Origin of the sequence: Bacteroides caecicola (assembly GCF_023337095.1) — a bacterium.
Lineage (GTDB): Bacteria > Bacteroidota > Bacteroidia > Bacteroidales > Bacteroidaceae > Phocaeicola > Phocaeicola gallinarum.
In genome coordinates this window covers 198,252-212,204 of record NZ_JAMBLM010000003.1, presented here as the reverse complement: position 1 = coordinate 212,204, position 13,953 = coordinate 198,252, and the positions used below count along the sequence as shown (strand labels likewise).

Here is a 13,953-nt window from a genome sequence, read left to right as displayed (position 1 = left end):
GCTCCTCCCACCGGAGAAACCGCAGCTTGTCACTGTGAATTTAAAATTAAAAATTCATGAAAAGCAAAGTATCTGTCTCACGACAGTATTTTAGTCCATGTTAAACCAGCGCACGTAGCAGAACTCCTGACGGTGAGCCAAGTACGGATGTTTCGGGAACATACGGTAAGACACCTTGAAGCTGCCGGCGTTCGACAGGCTGTTGATTACTTGGAACGTATACAGGTCGCCTTCGCGCTTGATCATCTTCATCGGCGCAACCGAGTAGATGTGTTCTTTGCCTTCTACGCTGGTGTAAGTAATAACCTGCTCGATACCGATGGCATCGTTCAGTCCTTTTTCGTCTACCACGCAAGTAATGGTGTAATCTTTTCCGCTTTCCACGTTGCCCTGACGCAGCTCCTGCGATTTATCCATTGAAACGATTTGGATAGAATCCCACTTCGCAGCTACTTCTTCCTGCCATGCAGCCAGTTCTTTCACCTTTTCGAAGTTGTTGGCAGCCAGTGCGTGGAAGCGTTCTGCTTCTTTGGTGTAGAACTTCGTGTAGTAGTCGTCAAGCTGGCGTTTCATCGTATAGTGAGGAGCAATCTGCGCGATTGAGTTCTTGATGGTCTTCACCCAGCCTTCAGAATATCCCTTCTTGTTACGCGCGTAATACAGCGGCAGGATTTCGGTTTCGAGGATGCTGTAAATGGTAGCGGCATCCAGCTGGTCTTGGTATTCCTGATTCTGGTAAGTACGCTTTTCGGTAAGCGCCCATCCTGCTCCTTCGCGGTAGCCTTCCAGCCACCATCCGTCGAGTACAGAGAAGTTTACCACACCGTTCATCAGCGCTTTTTCGCCCGACGTACCCGATGCTTCGAGCGGACGGGTCGGGGTGTTCATCCAGATGTCGACACCCGAAACGAGGCGGCGTGCCAGCTTCATATCGTAGTTTTCGAGGAAGATAATCTTACCCATGAACTCCGGACGGCGAGAGATTTCTACAATCTTCTTAATCAATCCCTGTCCGGCTCCGTCGTGCGGGTGAGCTTTTCCTGCGAAGAGGAACTGCACCGGATAGTCGGGGTTGTTTACAATCTTCGACAAGCGGTCGAGGTCGGTAAACAGCAGGTGTGCACGCTTATAAGTAGCGAAGCGGCGGGCAAAACCGATGAGCAGCGCGTTGGGGTTGATTTTATCCATCAGCGTAACCACGCGCGAGGGGTCTCCCTGATTCTTCAGCCACGTATCGCGGTACTGGTTGCGCACGTAGTTGATCAGCTTGTTCTTCAGCGCCATACGGGTTTGCCAGATTTCTTCGTCGGGCACGTTGTAAATCTTTTCCCAGATAGAGGGGTTCGACTGGTCTGCCATGAAGTTCTTATCGAAATACTTGCTGTACAGGGCTTTCCATTCCGATGCACACCATGTGGGGAAGTGAACGCCGTTGGTAACGTATCCCACGTGGTTTTCTTCGGGGAAGTATCCTTTCCAGATGCCTGCAAACATTTCCTGCGAAACTTTTCCGTGAAGCCAGCTTACGCCGTTTACTTCCTGACAGGTGTTGCAAGCGAAGGTCGACATACAGAAACGTTCGTTGTTGTCGCCCGGGTTGATGCGTCCCAAGTCCATCAGTTCCTGCCAACTGATGCCCATGCGCTGCGGATATCCGCCCATGTATTTTCCGAACAGCCCTTCGTCGAAGTAGTCGTGTCCGGCAGGCACCGGCGTGTGAACCGTATAGAGTGAAGAAGCGCGTACCACTTCGAGAGCTTCTTCGAACGACATTCCGCTTTCCACGTAGTCGCACAAGCGCTGTACGTTACACAGAGCGGCGTGTCCCTCGTTACAGTGGTAAACGTCTTTCTTGATGCCGAGGCGTTTCAGCAGCAATACACCGCCGATACCCAGCAGGATTTCCTGTTTCAAGCGGTTTTCCCAGTCGCCTCCGTAAAGCTGGTACGTGATGGGGCGGTCGAACTCGCTGTTCATTTCGTTATCGGTATCCAGCAAGTAGAGGGGCACACGTCCTACGTTAACTTTCCATACGTACGCATGAACGTAGTAGTTGAGGTAAGGAACGTCGAGCACCAGCGGGCTTCCGTTTTCGTCCAACACACGTTCGATGGGCAGGCTTCCGAAGTTCTGCGCTTCGTAGTTTGCAATCTGCTGTCCGTCCATCGACAGGCTTTGGTCGAAGTATCCGTAGCGGTACAGGAAACCGATACCACACATATCCACGTTACTGTCTGAAGCCTCTTTCAGGTAGTCGCCGGCAAGGATACCCAGACCTCCTGAGTAGATTTTCAGCACGTGAGTCAAACCGTACTCCATACAGAAGTAAGCTACCGACGGACGAGAGGCGTCGGGTTTGGTGTTGACATAGGTTTTAAACTTATCGTAAATATGATTGATTCTGCTTAATACTTCCTTGTTGTTACACAATGCTTCGAGCTTTTCGTAGCTCAACCGTTCCAACAGCGCAACCGGATTCTGTTTTACGAACGACCACAGTTCGGGGTCGAGTTCTCTGAACATTTCAGTTGCTTCGTCATTCCAAGCCCACCAGATATTGCGAGCCATTTCTTCCAACATCTTCAATGATTCCGGAATGCGCGACTTAACGTTCACTTCTTTCCACACCGGAGCATTCACATAATTAGTTTTGACTTTCATATCTCAAGTTTTAAATTTGGTTTCAAAATTTGTTTTCCTCAAGACGTTTGGCTGCGTTACGCAACGCCACGTCGTAAGCCACGTAATAGTTTTTGATAAAATATTTCCACAGAGCCTGTTCAGCAACGGCGGCTGCGTTTTTCCGCACCTTTTCGATTTCTTTGGGCGAGAGTGCCGAATATTCGGTCAGCGTGTCGCGTATGGCATCTGCCACCTCCGAATAGTTATAATCGGTGCGGTGAATTACTTTCACACCGTCTTGCAGTGTGGCGTAGTGTCCTTTCAAGGTGTTGACCCACAGTCCGAATCCGGCAAGGTCTGTCGTAATGGTAGGAACTTTAAACGCCATGCTTTCCAGCGGCGTGTAGCCCCACGGCTCGTAGTAAGAGGGATATACCGTAAGGTCGAATCCGGGCATCAGGTCGTAATAAGCCAAGTTTACGATGCCGTCGTTACCGTCGAGGTAGCAGGGCACGAAGATTACTTTCACGCGCATGTCTTTAGCGTTCGACATATTCAAATATTTCAACATATCGAGCACTTGGTCATGGCTCATGTTATGCAGCCAGTGGGTGATAAACGGACATTCGAGGGGGGTATCAAAGTCTTCCTTGCTCTTCAGCCGGTCAGCCAAGTCTTTGCGCGGTTCTCCCACCCATCCCGGCACGCTGACAAACGCCAGCACATCCCGTTTCAGGTTCTTGTCGCGCGTCAAGCGGTTCAGCGCCTCCAAGTACACGTTTATGCCTTTATTCTTGAACTCATAGCGTCCGCTCGTTCCTACCAGCATGGTGTCGTCTCCCAGCCGGGTACCCAGCAGCTTGTTTGCCACGTTCAGCAGCGCCTTGCGTGCTTTCTGGCGTTTTGCGCTGTAACTTCTTCCTTTCGGAACGAAGTCGTCTTCAAAGCCGTTGACCAGTACCACGTCTGCCTGTTTTTCCAACAGTTCCTTACACTCGTTGTCGGTAATGTCGCTCACGGTAGTGAAGCAGTCCACATGGTGCGCCGTCTGTTTTTCGATGGAATGTTTCGATTCCATGTTCAGTTCGCGTGCCATCTGGTCGCCGTTGTAAGCAAATAAATAATCGTAAAGGGGTTTGTTGTTTCCGGCAATAGACCTGCCGATAGAAGTAGCGTGGGTAGTAAAAACAGTCGCTATCTGAGGAACGTGTTTCTGAATATATAAAGCACCGAGTCCGGTCATCCACTCGTTGGCGTGATAAATCACCTTGTCGGCAACTGTCAGGTTATGGCGGTAATAACTTTCAACCACTTTTCCTGCCGCGTACGAGAACATCGAGGCTTCGTCGTAATCGCCATAAGCATGAAGCGAATCTACTTGGAAATCAAGCCAAGCCTGCGTATAGATATCATTTTTTACGGCATAAAAGGGAGTAAAGTCTACCAATATTGTTATCGGGTTTCCGGGGATGTTCCATCGTCCTACCCGGATTTTCAGATTATCCTTCGTTTCCGCTTCTGTTCTCCATGCTTTCAGCAACTCATCGTCTTCGGTAAACAAAGGGTTCTCTTTGCCGGACCAAACGTCTGGTCCGATGAAAAAAAGTCTGTCCGGAAATGCTTCCTGCAATGTCTTCGCCCGTGTAGAAAGTACGGTATAGATACCTCCAACCTTATTACAAACTTCCCAACTCGATTCGAAGATATAGTCCGGAGTTAAAAGTTTATCACTAATCATTACTAATATTTTCTAAATCAGGCGCGAAGTTACGAAAAAACATTGAATTACAACGAACAAAACAAGAAAATAGTTGTTTTTTATTTCCGTATTTTTTCACAGCCTAAATAAGAGCCTGTTTTAATTTTCCGATAAAGCAAGTTTATGCCGGATCTCATCCGCATGGGATAAAGCACCGAACCGCTAAGAATCCCCTACGCAAGCGGCAGGGTTTCCCAGCGGTTCTGTATGTTCGCCCGGAGGCGGAATGTTATGAAGAAAAATATTATTTGGCTACGCGCTCCAGCCACTTCAGCATGAAGAGCATGGTGAACATCGAGATGCAGCAAGCCACCACGAATACCGTCCACGTCATCCAGATGGGGATAGACTCGTATAACACGGCGCCGATGAACAGCAGCTGGTTACCCACGGCGGTAGCTCCTAACCATCCACCTTGCATGATGCCCTGATACTTGGGAGGCGCAACTTTCGACACGAACGAGATGCCCAGCGGCGAGATGTACAGCTCGGCAATGGTGAGCACCAAGTAAGTAGCCATCAGCAGCAGCGGAGTCACTTTAACGGGCGATACTCCGGCAGCGATGATGTCGGCATGAAGCGGAAGGTTGGCTGAGTATGAACCTAACGCCATGATGACGAATCCGGTAGCGGCGATACCCATACCGATGGCAATCTTCTTCGGCGTAGAGGGTTCTTTGCCACGCGCGCGCTGACGGGCGAACACTGCCATTACCAGCGGGGTGAGGAACACCACGAAGAAGGGGTTCAGCGACTGGAACAGCTCAGCGGTGATAGGCATACCGAAGAGGTTCAGGTCGGTGTATTCTTTAGCAAAGAGCGTAAGGGTCAACCCGTTTTGGTGGAACGAGAACCAGAAGAAGATTACCACGCCAAACACGGCAAACAGCGCCATGATGCGTTGTCTTACTTCCTGCGGACTCATTTCTACCGCTGCCGCGCCACCCTTTGCTGCGGTTTCTTTCGATGCGGGGTCGGGGAAGCGGCGTTTGTTTATCACGTAGATTGCCAGCGAGAGCAGCATAGCCGCGATAGCCACTGCAAAAGCGTAATGGAATCCCGTAGAGAACACGTTGAGGTAAGCGTGGGCAAAGGCATCGAGGTCGGTCACCGCCTGTCCGCTCACTTCGGCAGCCAGCGCACGGAAGTTTTCGGCTGCCTGCGGCTGAAGCGTTCCCGCCAAGTGTCCGTGACACAGTTCGGGCAGGTCTGCATTATAGGCAAATCCGTTATGAATCAGCCACCAGTTACGCACGCCCACGGCAGCAGGCGGAGCGAAGATGGCTCCGATGTTGATAAACATGTAGAAGAGCGAGAAGCCGGAGTCGCGCATACTGGCGTACTTCGGATTGTCGTACATCTGTCCTACCAGCGCCTGAAGATTTCCCTTGAACAGTCCGTTTCCGAAAGCGATGACAAACAGTGCCACGCAAGTCATCGTGAGCAGCATCGTTTTGTTAGCCTCGGTAGCCTCGGAAGGGATTGCAAGCAGAACGTATCCCACCGCCATCAGCACAATCCCCGTCAGGATAGTACCTTTATAGTTACGAGTTTTGTCGGCTATCACACCTCCCACCAATGCCAAGATGTAAATAGAAAAATAAAATGTAGAATAAATCAGACCGGCTTCTTTCGGGCTCAAAGCGAATTTAGCCTGCAAGAAAAGCACCAGAATCGCCATCATGGTATAAAACCCAAAACGTTCCCCCAAGTTTGCCAATGAAGCTGCGACCAGTCCTTTTGGATGTTTGTTGAACATAAGTTAATGAAGATTTTAAGTTAATACATAGTAAATTAGGGGCAAATATAGGCAAAATCCTCGAATATCCTAATGGTTTGGCTTATTTTTAAAGTGTATTTTCGACCGACAAGGCGCGCCGGGGGTACATTATTTTTCGTACATTTGCGCCGTAGCTTACTTTTAAAACCGACATTGTCATGGCAGATAATTACATAGAAAAACAGTACGAACTGTATCAGGCGCGCAAGGCGGCATGGGAACAGGCGCAGAAAACCAAACGGCGGAAGGCGGCGGAGACGCAACGGAAACCGAGCGTGCTGTTTCAGAATCAGACAAAAAAGATTGTGGCGGTGCATGACCTTTCGGGCGTGGGACGGGTGTCGCTCATGGCGGTTATCCCCATCCTGTCGTCGATGGGCTTTCAGGTGTGTCCGCTGCCTACCGCCGTGCTGTCTACCCACACGCAGTATCCGGTGTATTCGTTCCTCGACCTGACGGACGAGATGAGCCGCATCATCGAGAAGTGGGAGCAACTGAACATCCGGTTCGACACGTTTTACACGGGTTATTTGGGTTCGCCCCGCCAAGCTCAAATAGTAAAAGACTTTATCCGCAAGTTCCGCCGGCCCACCGACTTGGTGGTGGTAGACCCGGTATTAGGCGACAACGGGAGCCTGTATAAGGGAATCTCGGAGGAGATGGTGACCGAGATGAAGACGCTGGCATGGAACGCCGACATCATTACGCCGAACCTTACGGAGATGTTTCTGCTGTGGGGCAAGCCGTATCAGCCTACGGTGACGGACGACGAGCTGAAGACCGCCCTGCGCGAACTTGCCGCAAAGGGTCCGGAAATCGTTATCGTGACGAGCGTACCGGTGGCAGACAATCCGCATACGACGTCGGTGTACGCCTATAACCGCACCGCCCGCCGTTACTGGAAGGTGACGTGTCCTTACCTGCCGGCTCATTATCCGGGCACGGGCGACACGTTTACCAGCGTGGTTACGGGGTCGCTCATGCAGGGCGACAGCCTGCCCATCGCCTTAGACCGCGCCACGCAGTTCATCCTGCAAGGCATCCGAGCCACCTTCGGCTACGAGTATAACAACTTGGAGGGCATCATGCTTGAAAAGGTGCTTCATAACTTGGACATGCCCATTCAGGTGAGCAGTTACGAGTTGGTGGAGTGATATGAGACGGCAGCGCAAGGCAGTTCCACCTCGCCGAAGGGAATCATGGCGTTGAAAAGGCGCATCTTCTGATACCTTCCCACTTCGGTGGCGGGGATGTCGCGCTCTGCCAGCACTCCCTGAGCCAAGAGCGAGGCGCGCCGGGTACCGCAGAGCAGGGGATGTGAGGGAGTGTACCACCCCGTTCCGTCCCACAGGGCGACGTTGGCTATCGAAGTGTCGGTAATCAGTCCGCGACGCACTATCAGCACATCGTCTGCCGCTCCGCGCAGGGCAAACAGACGGTCGAGCAGCGAGCGGTCGGCGCTCTTGTAACGATAGTCCGCCTCATCGCAATCTACCATCGTCAGACTCTTCACGGGGCGTATGCGGTAGGGGAAATATTCCACCTGCTCCACCCCGCGCCCGTACACCACGCGGCAGCGCGTCCGGCCGGCATAACCTCCGGGGTGAATCACGTCTTCCAGCCGGAGCGGTTCTACCCCACCCCATACGGCGGTGCGCGTGGCGTTCATCCGCCGGTTATGCAGGTCGAGGTTCCACGCCCTGCCCCCTTCTATCCGTATCGTTTCAATAAATCGGCACATAAACTTTTTGTATCATTTCTTCGTACTCGCTGCGCGCATCGCTCATAAAGGTAATGCCTCCGCCGCTCTTGAACACCATCGACCCGTCGGGACGCTGTTCGAGGAAGCGAATCAGCACCGCGCTGTCAAGGTTCGTCCCGTCGAACCAGCCCATGATGCCGGTGTAGAATCCACGCTCGCAGGTCTCTGCCTCGCGGATGATTTCCACGGTTTTCCGCTTCGGCGCACCGGTTATCGAGCCGGCAGGAAGGAGGCGGAAAAAGAGGTCGCCCAAGCGTTCGCGGTAGTCGTCGGGGAGGCGTCCGCGTATCTCCGAACTCATCTGGAGCAACGCGCCGCAGTGGGTCTGCAAGCGGTCTAAGTAGCGATAGCGGGTTACGGTTACTTCGGTGGCTATCCGGCTCAGGTCGTTGCGTATCAGGTCGGTTATCGTGGCGTGTTCGGCAGACTCTTTCTCATCGCTCAGCAGGCGGGAAGCGGCATCGGGCAGCAGGGCATCGATGGTTCCCTTCATGGGATGTGAATACACGAACCCGTCGGCGATGCGCACGAAGATTTCGGGCGAGAACACCGTGAAGCGGTCTTTCAGCCAGAGCTTGTAGCGGGCTTGGGTATGGCGGAACACGTCGAGCAGTGAAAGGTTCGTCGTTACGGGTGTGGCGCAAGTAAGATTGGTGAGGAACGAGTTGCCGGCGTAGATGTTCCGTCTCACCACATCGAACGAGCGACGGTAGGCTTCAAACGGCTGCGGAAATGCTTCCCATAAGACGGAGTGACGCAACGGCAAGAGCGGTTCATCGGTATTCGAACGACCGGGGAAAACATACCGAAGCTCATCAGCGGGGATTTCTTCCAACGGTTCTACCAAGCAGTGCGCCTCATCGAAATCGATCAGGAAGAAGAACTCGCGGCGTTCGCTCCCCCAGCGGTTCATGCGCCGTATCGCCTCGGCGCGCGGACGGAACACGAGCTTACTCATGGCTGCGGCGGGTTTTAAACGAGGTGATATAGACGGTAATGCCCGCAGCCACGGCAAGCATCAGCGCCTTGAGCCACCACGGGTGGAACAACAGCAGGATGCAGTGGAGCGAGGTGAGCCAGAGCAGCGTGAGCGACACGATTTTGGCACGCAGGGGGATGGCGCGGTCTTCACGGAAGCTGCGGATGTACTCACCCAAGTATTTATGACGGAGCAGCCACCCGTATGCCTTCGGCGAACTGCGGAAGTATAGGGCGGCGGTGAGGAGCAGAAAAGGCGTGGTGGGCAAGACAGGCAAGAAGATGCCCGCCACACCCAGCGCTAAAGAGAGTGTGCCTACTGACAGATAAATGTATTTCATGCCGGCAAAGATAGGCTGTTCTCACCACATTTTTCAAATTTCATTGCTTTTTATTTTCTACGCCGGTACACACACTTCATTTCACGCACCGGGTTTTCCACACGGCAAAAAGCAAGCCCGACAAAACGAATGCCACGGCTGCCGATACATAGCCCACGACGGGAGGCAACCCGAAACTGTTGTCGGAGATGAGCAGGAAAGAAATGCAGACCGCTGTCATAAACATCGCCGGCAGGAGGGTAATCCAGTAATTCTTTTTCTTGCGCACTAAATAAACCGTCAACGTCCAGAGCGTGAATACTGCCAAAGTCTGGTTTGCCCATCCGAAGTAGTTCCATATCACGTTGAACCCGTCTTCATCGGCAATGTTATACCACAGGAGTGCCAGCGTGACACCGAATACGGGGATGCAGATATAGATGCGCTTGCGGATGGTATGTTGCTCCAGATGCAGGAACTCGGCTATGATGAGCCGGGCACTGCGCAGGGCGGTGTCTCCGCTGGTGATGGGGGCTGCCACTACGCCCAGTATCGCCAAAGCTCCGCCGAATACTCCCAACCATCCTTGAGATACGGTGGTAACCACTTCGGGGGCTTGGAGCGTGGCAGGTACGCCCAGCTCGCCGGCGGCACCTCCATAGAAGAAATACATAGACACGGTGGCCCATATCAATGCTACCACGCCTTCGGTTATCATCGCACCGTAAAACAAGGGCCGCCCTTGACGTTCGCTCTTGATACAGCGTGCCATAAGCGGACTCTGGGTGGCATGGAAACCGCTGATGGCTCCGCAGGCGATGGTGATGAACAGGCAGGGGAATATCGTACCCAAAGACGGATTCATGTTGGCAAGCCCGTCGGTCAGTTCGGGCAGGGAGGGCCATCTGACGAAAAGCACGACCATCAATGCCACTGCCATAAACAGCATGGCTATGGCGAAAAGCGGATAGATGCGGCCGATGATTTTGTCGATAGGCAACATGGTGGCAAGGAAATAGTAAACAAAAATGATGAGGCACCAGATGTAGACCCACGTGAGCGAATCGCTGCACAGCTTGCCGAGAATGATTGCCGGGCTATACACGAACACGGCACCTACCATCAGCAGCAGGAAGACGGAGAATACCAGCATCACTTTCTTGGTGCGTCCGCCCAAGTAAGCGCCCACCAGTTCGGGCAACCCTGCCCCGCCGTGGCGCATGGAAAGCATACCGCTCAGGTAATCGTGGACGGCTCCGGCAAAGATACACCCGAAAACAATCCACAGGTAGGCAGAAGGACCGAACTTGGCACCCATAATCGCCCCGAAGATAGGGCCTGTGCCTGCAATGTTCAGAAACTGAATCATGAAAATTTTCCATCCGGGAAGCACCACGTAATCTACCCCGTCTGCCATGCTTACCGCCGGGGTGGGACGGTCGTCGGGAGCAAACACCCGCTCTACAATGCGCCCGTAAACAAGGTAGCCCACCACAAGGGCCACAAGGCTCAATACAAATGTTATCATAGTTTTATCTGTTGTTAAATTGTTTCAGTCTGTAACAAACGGATGCAAAATTATGAATAATCTTTATAAACCGGCTTGTGTTTCTACAAAAAAGTTTCCTCCGGTGTATTGGCGTGTGTGTATTTTCGTGCTTTTCCTGCGAGCAGAGGCGAACGGTCACGGTGGCTGAATGGAAAAGGAATATATAAAGAAAAACGGAAGAGTGAATAATGAATGACGGCAATGCCCTGTCTGCCATTCATTATTCACCTTTCAGTTACTGTTTTTTCATCGTGCAGCGTTTGCGCGTCTTGCGGTCGCAGTAACGCTTGCACTGCGCACATATATCGTAGCCTAACATCGCCCCCAGTATGAAATCTTCTTCGGGCGTGAGCATGTTCAGCGGGCGGGTCACCATCAGACGGATGGCTTCGATGCACTCCGCCTTGCCGAAAAACAAGTTGATGCGCTCGCCGTCCACGGGCTGGATAACGAAACGGATATGCTGGCTTTTCAGGCGGTTTACGGCAAAGTCTTCGTACTTCTTGTTGGTGGTGTAAAGCACCATCTGGCGCACGCCTTTCTTAAACTCGTAAACGTGGTTGAGGAACACTTTCAGTTCGGAAGGATGAATATCGGGGGTTATCATAGGCTTTTTCGATTTATATATGTGTCAGTGAAACTTCGTTAGAAACAGAGAGAAAAGGGTTATGCCAAGTCAGCTTTCAGCAGGTCGGTCCATGCCGATACGCGCGCCTCGGTTTTGTCGCTTTCGTTCATTTCGTCGATAGCCAGCCCTACAAACTTTCCGTCTGTCACGGCGATAGACGAGCTGTACGTATATCCGGTGTCGGGCACAGCCCCCACGAAACGGCATCCGCTGTCTTTCAGGTCTTCGTAGATAACCCCCATGCCGTCGCAGAAAGTATCGGAGTAAGATTCCGAGTCGCCGCAGCCGAACAGGGCAATCACTTTATCGGAGAGGTTCATCCCTTTCAACACCTTAACACCGTCGTACCAGTCGTCTTGCAGTTCGCCGTCGCCCCATGTCGAAGTACCCAGCACCAATGCTTCGTAACTCCCGGCAAGCTCGGCAGTCATCTTGCTCACATCGTGCACATCGGCAGCAGCCACACCTAATTTTTCAGCAATCATGCGTGCAACAGACTCGGTAGTGCCTGTTGTAGAACCATAAAAAATACCAATTTTTTTCATTGTCTTCATTATTAAAATTCGATACCGCAAAGTAACAGCATCGCAGGCAGTTATGAAATACCTAAAAATTGGGATTTTTCAGTTCGTGCGGAAAAGAGAACTAACTACAAAGGGAATCTGTATAAGACGGATTCATTTTCATTTTCCCTTACTCCATACAAATAATTTTTGTCTACGCAAAATGTATTGACAGGGAAAGGCAGGATATACTTCCGTACTTTATTACCCGTCCAGTCAAAACACAATACTTCACTGGATGCGCCTCCCTGCATGTCAAACTCATTCACGCTTAAAGGAGAATAAAGGAAGCAAATCAACTCATCCGAAACTGCCATTGCACCCAGCCCCATAATACTTGCATCGTAATCCAATCCATACCGATTATTCGTTTTTACCTACTCTGCGTAATCTGTAATGCTCAATAAAATTCCCGTTTTCATTCATCTTCTTTCAAATCGAACATTTTTACCGAATATCTGAAAACGGAAGATTGGTTTTTTCTTCCGTTCTTTGCAACAGAAATGTAACAGCCATGACACAGAAAAACCAAATTTCAACTTTTTTGCTCACGGTGTGCCTGCTGTTGGCGGGGTGTGACATGATAGAGTATCATCCGTATGACTTGGACATCGACGGGGAGACGGGTATCAACGAGAAGAACATCGCGATTATCGAGGAAACGGGTAAAGGAAGAAAGGAATTTGCCTTTGCCGTTATCAGCGATACGCAACGGTGGTACGATGAAACGGAGGATGCGGTGGAGGCTATCAACCGGCGCACGGACGTGGACTTTGTGGTGCATACGGGAGACCTGTCGGACTTCGGAGCGAAGCTGGAATTTGAGAAACAACGCGACATACTGAACCGCCTGAACGTGCCTTACGTGTGTTTGCTGGGGAATCACGACTGCCTTGCCACGGGGAAAGAGGTGTTCAACATCATTTTCGGGGAAGAGGATTTTGCGTTTACGTATGGCAACACGCGCTTTATCTGCCTGAACACCAATGCACTGGAGTTTGACTACACCGATGCCGTCCCCGACTTCACTTTCTTGTCAAACGAGCTTGCATCGCTCACGCCGGAGGTGGAGAAGACGGTGGTGGCGATGCACGCCGCTCCTTACTCGGAGCAGTTTAACAACAACGTGGCTCCCATTTTTCACTATATCATCGACCAATTCCCGAAACTGCAATTCTGTATCCACGGACACGGGCATAACATTACGGTGAACGATTTTTTCGACGACGGTACGCTGTATTACCAGTGTCCGTGTGCAAAAAAGCGGGCGTACCTTTACTTTACCATCAACGAAAACGATTATACCTATGAAGTGGTTTATTACTAACTTGTTGCTATGCATCGTCTTGGTGTCTGCCCGGGCAGCTTCGTCCGACTCGCTTGCCGCCCCACGGAAATGGGACAAGCGCGTACACCTGAAATATAAAGGCTGGGAACGGCTGAAGCCTACTCATGCCAAATGGCAGTACGCCGGAGGCATGGGCGTATCGAGCGTAGGAGTGGGATGGGACTACGGGAAACGCCGCCAGTGGGAAACAGACTTCCTCATCGGCTACCTGCCCAAGAAATATGCCAGCAAGTTCCGGCTGACGTTTACGGTGAAGCAGAATTACATCCCGTGGAGCATCACGTTTGCCGACCGCTGGGTGGCGGAGCCTTTCTACTGCGGACTTTACATAACCACCATCGCGGGAGAGGAGTTTTGGGAAAAAGAGCCGGGACGATACCCTAACTCGTATTACAACTTCAGTACGAAGATTCGCCCGTATATCTTCGTGGGACAGCGCTTCGGGGTAGATGTTCCCCACTCGCTGCTGCGCAACGTATCGTTTTATTACGAAATAAGTACCTGCGAGCTTTACCTCGTCAGCAAAGCTACAAACAAGAGCCTGAGCATGAAAGACATCCTCCGCATCTCGTTCGGGGCGAAGGTGTACTTGTTCAGAGACTGAGACAAAAACACGAAAGGATGCCCACGGTGTGTATGTGTGG

The 13,953-nt window shown here is 51.7% G+C and carries 13 protein-coding genes; 3 read left to right on the top strand and 10 right to left on the bottom strand.

Annotated features, from left to right (window positions below):
* Positions 1-90: 90 nt before the first annotated feature.
* From glgP to M3085_RS04185, 3 genes are all read right to left on the bottom strand, one after another.
* Positions 91-2,661, bottom strand: coding sequence for an alpha-glucan family phosphorylase (gene glgP, locus M3085_RS04195; protein WP_249052371.1), 2,571 nt, complete (start codon positions 2,659-2,661; stop codon positions 91-93).
* A gap of 22 nt (positions 2,662-2,683) precedes the next feature.
* Positions 2,684-4,360, bottom strand: coding sequence for a glycogen/starch synthase (locus tag M3085_RS04190; protein WP_249052370.1), 1,677 nt, complete (start codon positions 4,358-4,360; stop codon positions 2,684-2,686).
* Positions 4,361-4,625: 265 nt separating this feature from the next.
* The gene (locus M3085_RS04185; RefSeq protein ID WP_249052369.1) at positions 4,626-6,140 is read right to left on the bottom strand and encodes a peptide MFS transporter; all 1,515 of its coding nucleotides are present in this window, start codon (positions 6,138-6,140) and stop codon (positions 4,626-4,628) included.
* A gap of 179 nt (positions 6,141-6,319) precedes the next feature.
* Here M3085_RS04185 and M3085_RS04180 point away from each other — a divergent pair, with 179 nt between their 5' ends.
* A complete protein-coding gene (locus M3085_RS04180; RefSeq protein WP_410554171.1) occupies positions 6,320-7,315 on the top strand; it encodes a pyridoxamine kinase in 996 nt (331 codons plus the stop codon).
* Here M3085_RS04180 and M3085_RS04175 read toward each other — a convergent pair.
* The 7 genes from M3085_RS04175 to M3085_RS04145 form a co-directional block, all read right to left on the bottom strand.
* On the bottom strand, positions 7,297-7,902 hold the full coding sequence (locus M3085_RS04175; protein ID WP_249052368.1) for an aminotransferase class IV family protein: 606 nt from the start codon (positions 7,900-7,902) through the stop codon (positions 7,297-7,299). The two genes, M3085_RS04180 and M3085_RS04175, sit on opposite strands and share 19 nt — an antisense overlap.
* Positions 7,886-8,881, bottom strand: coding sequence for an aminodeoxychorismate synthase component I (locus M3085_RS04170; protein WP_249052367.1), 996 nt, complete (start codon positions 8,879-8,881; stop codon positions 7,886-7,888). The genes M3085_RS04175 and M3085_RS04170 overlap by 17 nt, the downstream gene beginning before the upstream one ends.
* The gene (locus M3085_RS04165) at positions 8,874-9,242 is read right to left on the bottom strand and encodes a YbaN family protein (RefSeq protein ID WP_249052366.1); all 369 of its coding nucleotides are present in this window, start codon (positions 9,240-9,242) and stop codon (positions 8,874-8,876) included. The genes M3085_RS04170 and M3085_RS04165 overlap by 8 nt, the downstream gene beginning before the upstream one ends.
* Before the next feature lie 76 nt (positions 9,243-9,318).
* Positions 9,319-10,749 carry a carbon starvation protein A gene (locus tag M3085_RS04160; RefSeq protein ID WP_178256961.1) on the bottom strand — a complete coding sequence of 477 codons (1,431 nt, stop codon included), beginning with the start codon at positions 10,747-10,749 and terminating at the stop codon, positions 9,319-9,321.
* 256 nt (positions 10,750-11,005) lie between these two features.
* Positions 11,006-11,377: a DUF2023 family protein gene (locus M3085_RS04155; protein WP_178256960.1), complete on the bottom strand. Its 372-nt coding sequence runs from the start codon at positions 11,375-11,377 to the stop codon at positions 11,006-11,008.
* Positions 11,378-11,436: 59 nt separating this feature from the next.
* Entirely contained in the window at positions 11,437-11,943 is a 507-nt protein-coding gene (gene fldA / locus M3085_RS04150) for a flavodoxin FldA (protein WP_178256959.1), read from the bottom strand.
* Positions 11,944-12,047: 104 nt separating this feature from the next.
* Positions 12,048-12,314: a BF3164 family lipoprotein gene (locus M3085_RS04145; protein ID WP_249052365.1), complete on the bottom strand. Its 267-nt coding sequence runs from the start codon at positions 12,312-12,314 to the stop codon at positions 12,048-12,050.
* A 161-nt stretch (positions 12,315-12,475) separates the two neighbouring features.
* Here M3085_RS04145 and M3085_RS04140 point away from each other — a divergent pair, with 161 nt between their 5' ends.
* Entirely contained in the window at positions 12,476-13,288 is an 813-nt protein-coding gene (locus M3085_RS04140; RefSeq protein ID WP_204499844.1) for a metallophosphoesterase family protein, read from the top strand.
* Positions 13,269-13,913: a hypothetical protein gene (locus tag M3085_RS04135; protein ID WP_249052364.1), complete on the top strand. Its 645-nt coding sequence runs from the start codon at positions 13,269-13,271 to the stop codon at positions 13,911-13,913. The genes M3085_RS04140 and M3085_RS04135 overlap by 20 nt, the downstream gene beginning before the upstream one ends.
* Positions 13,914-13,953: the final 40 nt, after the last annotated feature.

Bases quoted from the DNA above. Each gene is read 5' to 3' on its own strand.
- glgP (WP_249052371.1), bottom strand. From the start codon at position 2,661: ATGAAAGTCAAAACTAATTATGTGAATGCTCCGGTGTGGAAAGAAGTG.
- M3085_RS04190 (WP_249052370.1), bottom strand. From the start codon at position 4,360: ATGATTAGTGATAAACTTTTAACTCCGGACTATATCTTCGAATCGAGT.
- M3085_RS04185 (WP_249052369.1), bottom strand. From the start codon at position 6,140: ATGTTCAACAAACATCCAAAAGGACTGGTCGCAGCTTCATTGGCAAAC.
- M3085_RS04180 (WP_410554171.1), top strand. From the start codon at position 6,320: ATGGCAGATAATTACATAGAAAAACAGTACGAACTGTATCAGGCGCGC.
- M3085_RS04175 (WP_249052368.1), bottom strand. From the start codon at position 7,902: ATGTGCCGATTTATTGAAACGATACGGATAGAAGGGGGCAGGGCGTGG.
- M3085_RS04170 (WP_249052367.1), bottom strand. From the start codon at position 8,881: ATGAGTAAGCTCGTGTTCCGTCCGCGCGCCGAGGCGATACGGCGCATG.
- M3085_RS04165 (WP_249052366.1), bottom strand. From the start codon at position 9,242: ATGAAATACATTTATCTGTCAGTAGGCACACTCTCTTTAGCGCTGGGT.
- M3085_RS04160 (WP_178256961.1), bottom strand. From the start codon at position 10,749: ATGATAACATTTGTATTGAGCCTTGTGGCCCTTGTGGTGGGCTACCTT.
- M3085_RS04155 (WP_178256960.1), bottom strand. From the start codon at position 11,377: ATGATAACCCCCGATATTCATCCTTCCGAACTGAAAGTGTTCCTCAAC.
- fldA (WP_178256959.1), bottom strand. From the start codon at position 11,943: ATGAAAAAAATTGGTATTTTTTATGGTTCTACAACAGGCACTACCGAG.
- M3085_RS04140 (WP_204499844.1), top strand. From the start codon at position 12,476: ATGACACAGAAAAACCAAATTTCAACTTTTTTGCTCACGGTGTGCCTG.
- M3085_RS04135 (WP_249052364.1), top strand. From the start codon at position 13,269: ATGAAGTGGTTTATTACTAACTTGTTGCTATGCATCGTCTTGGTGTCT.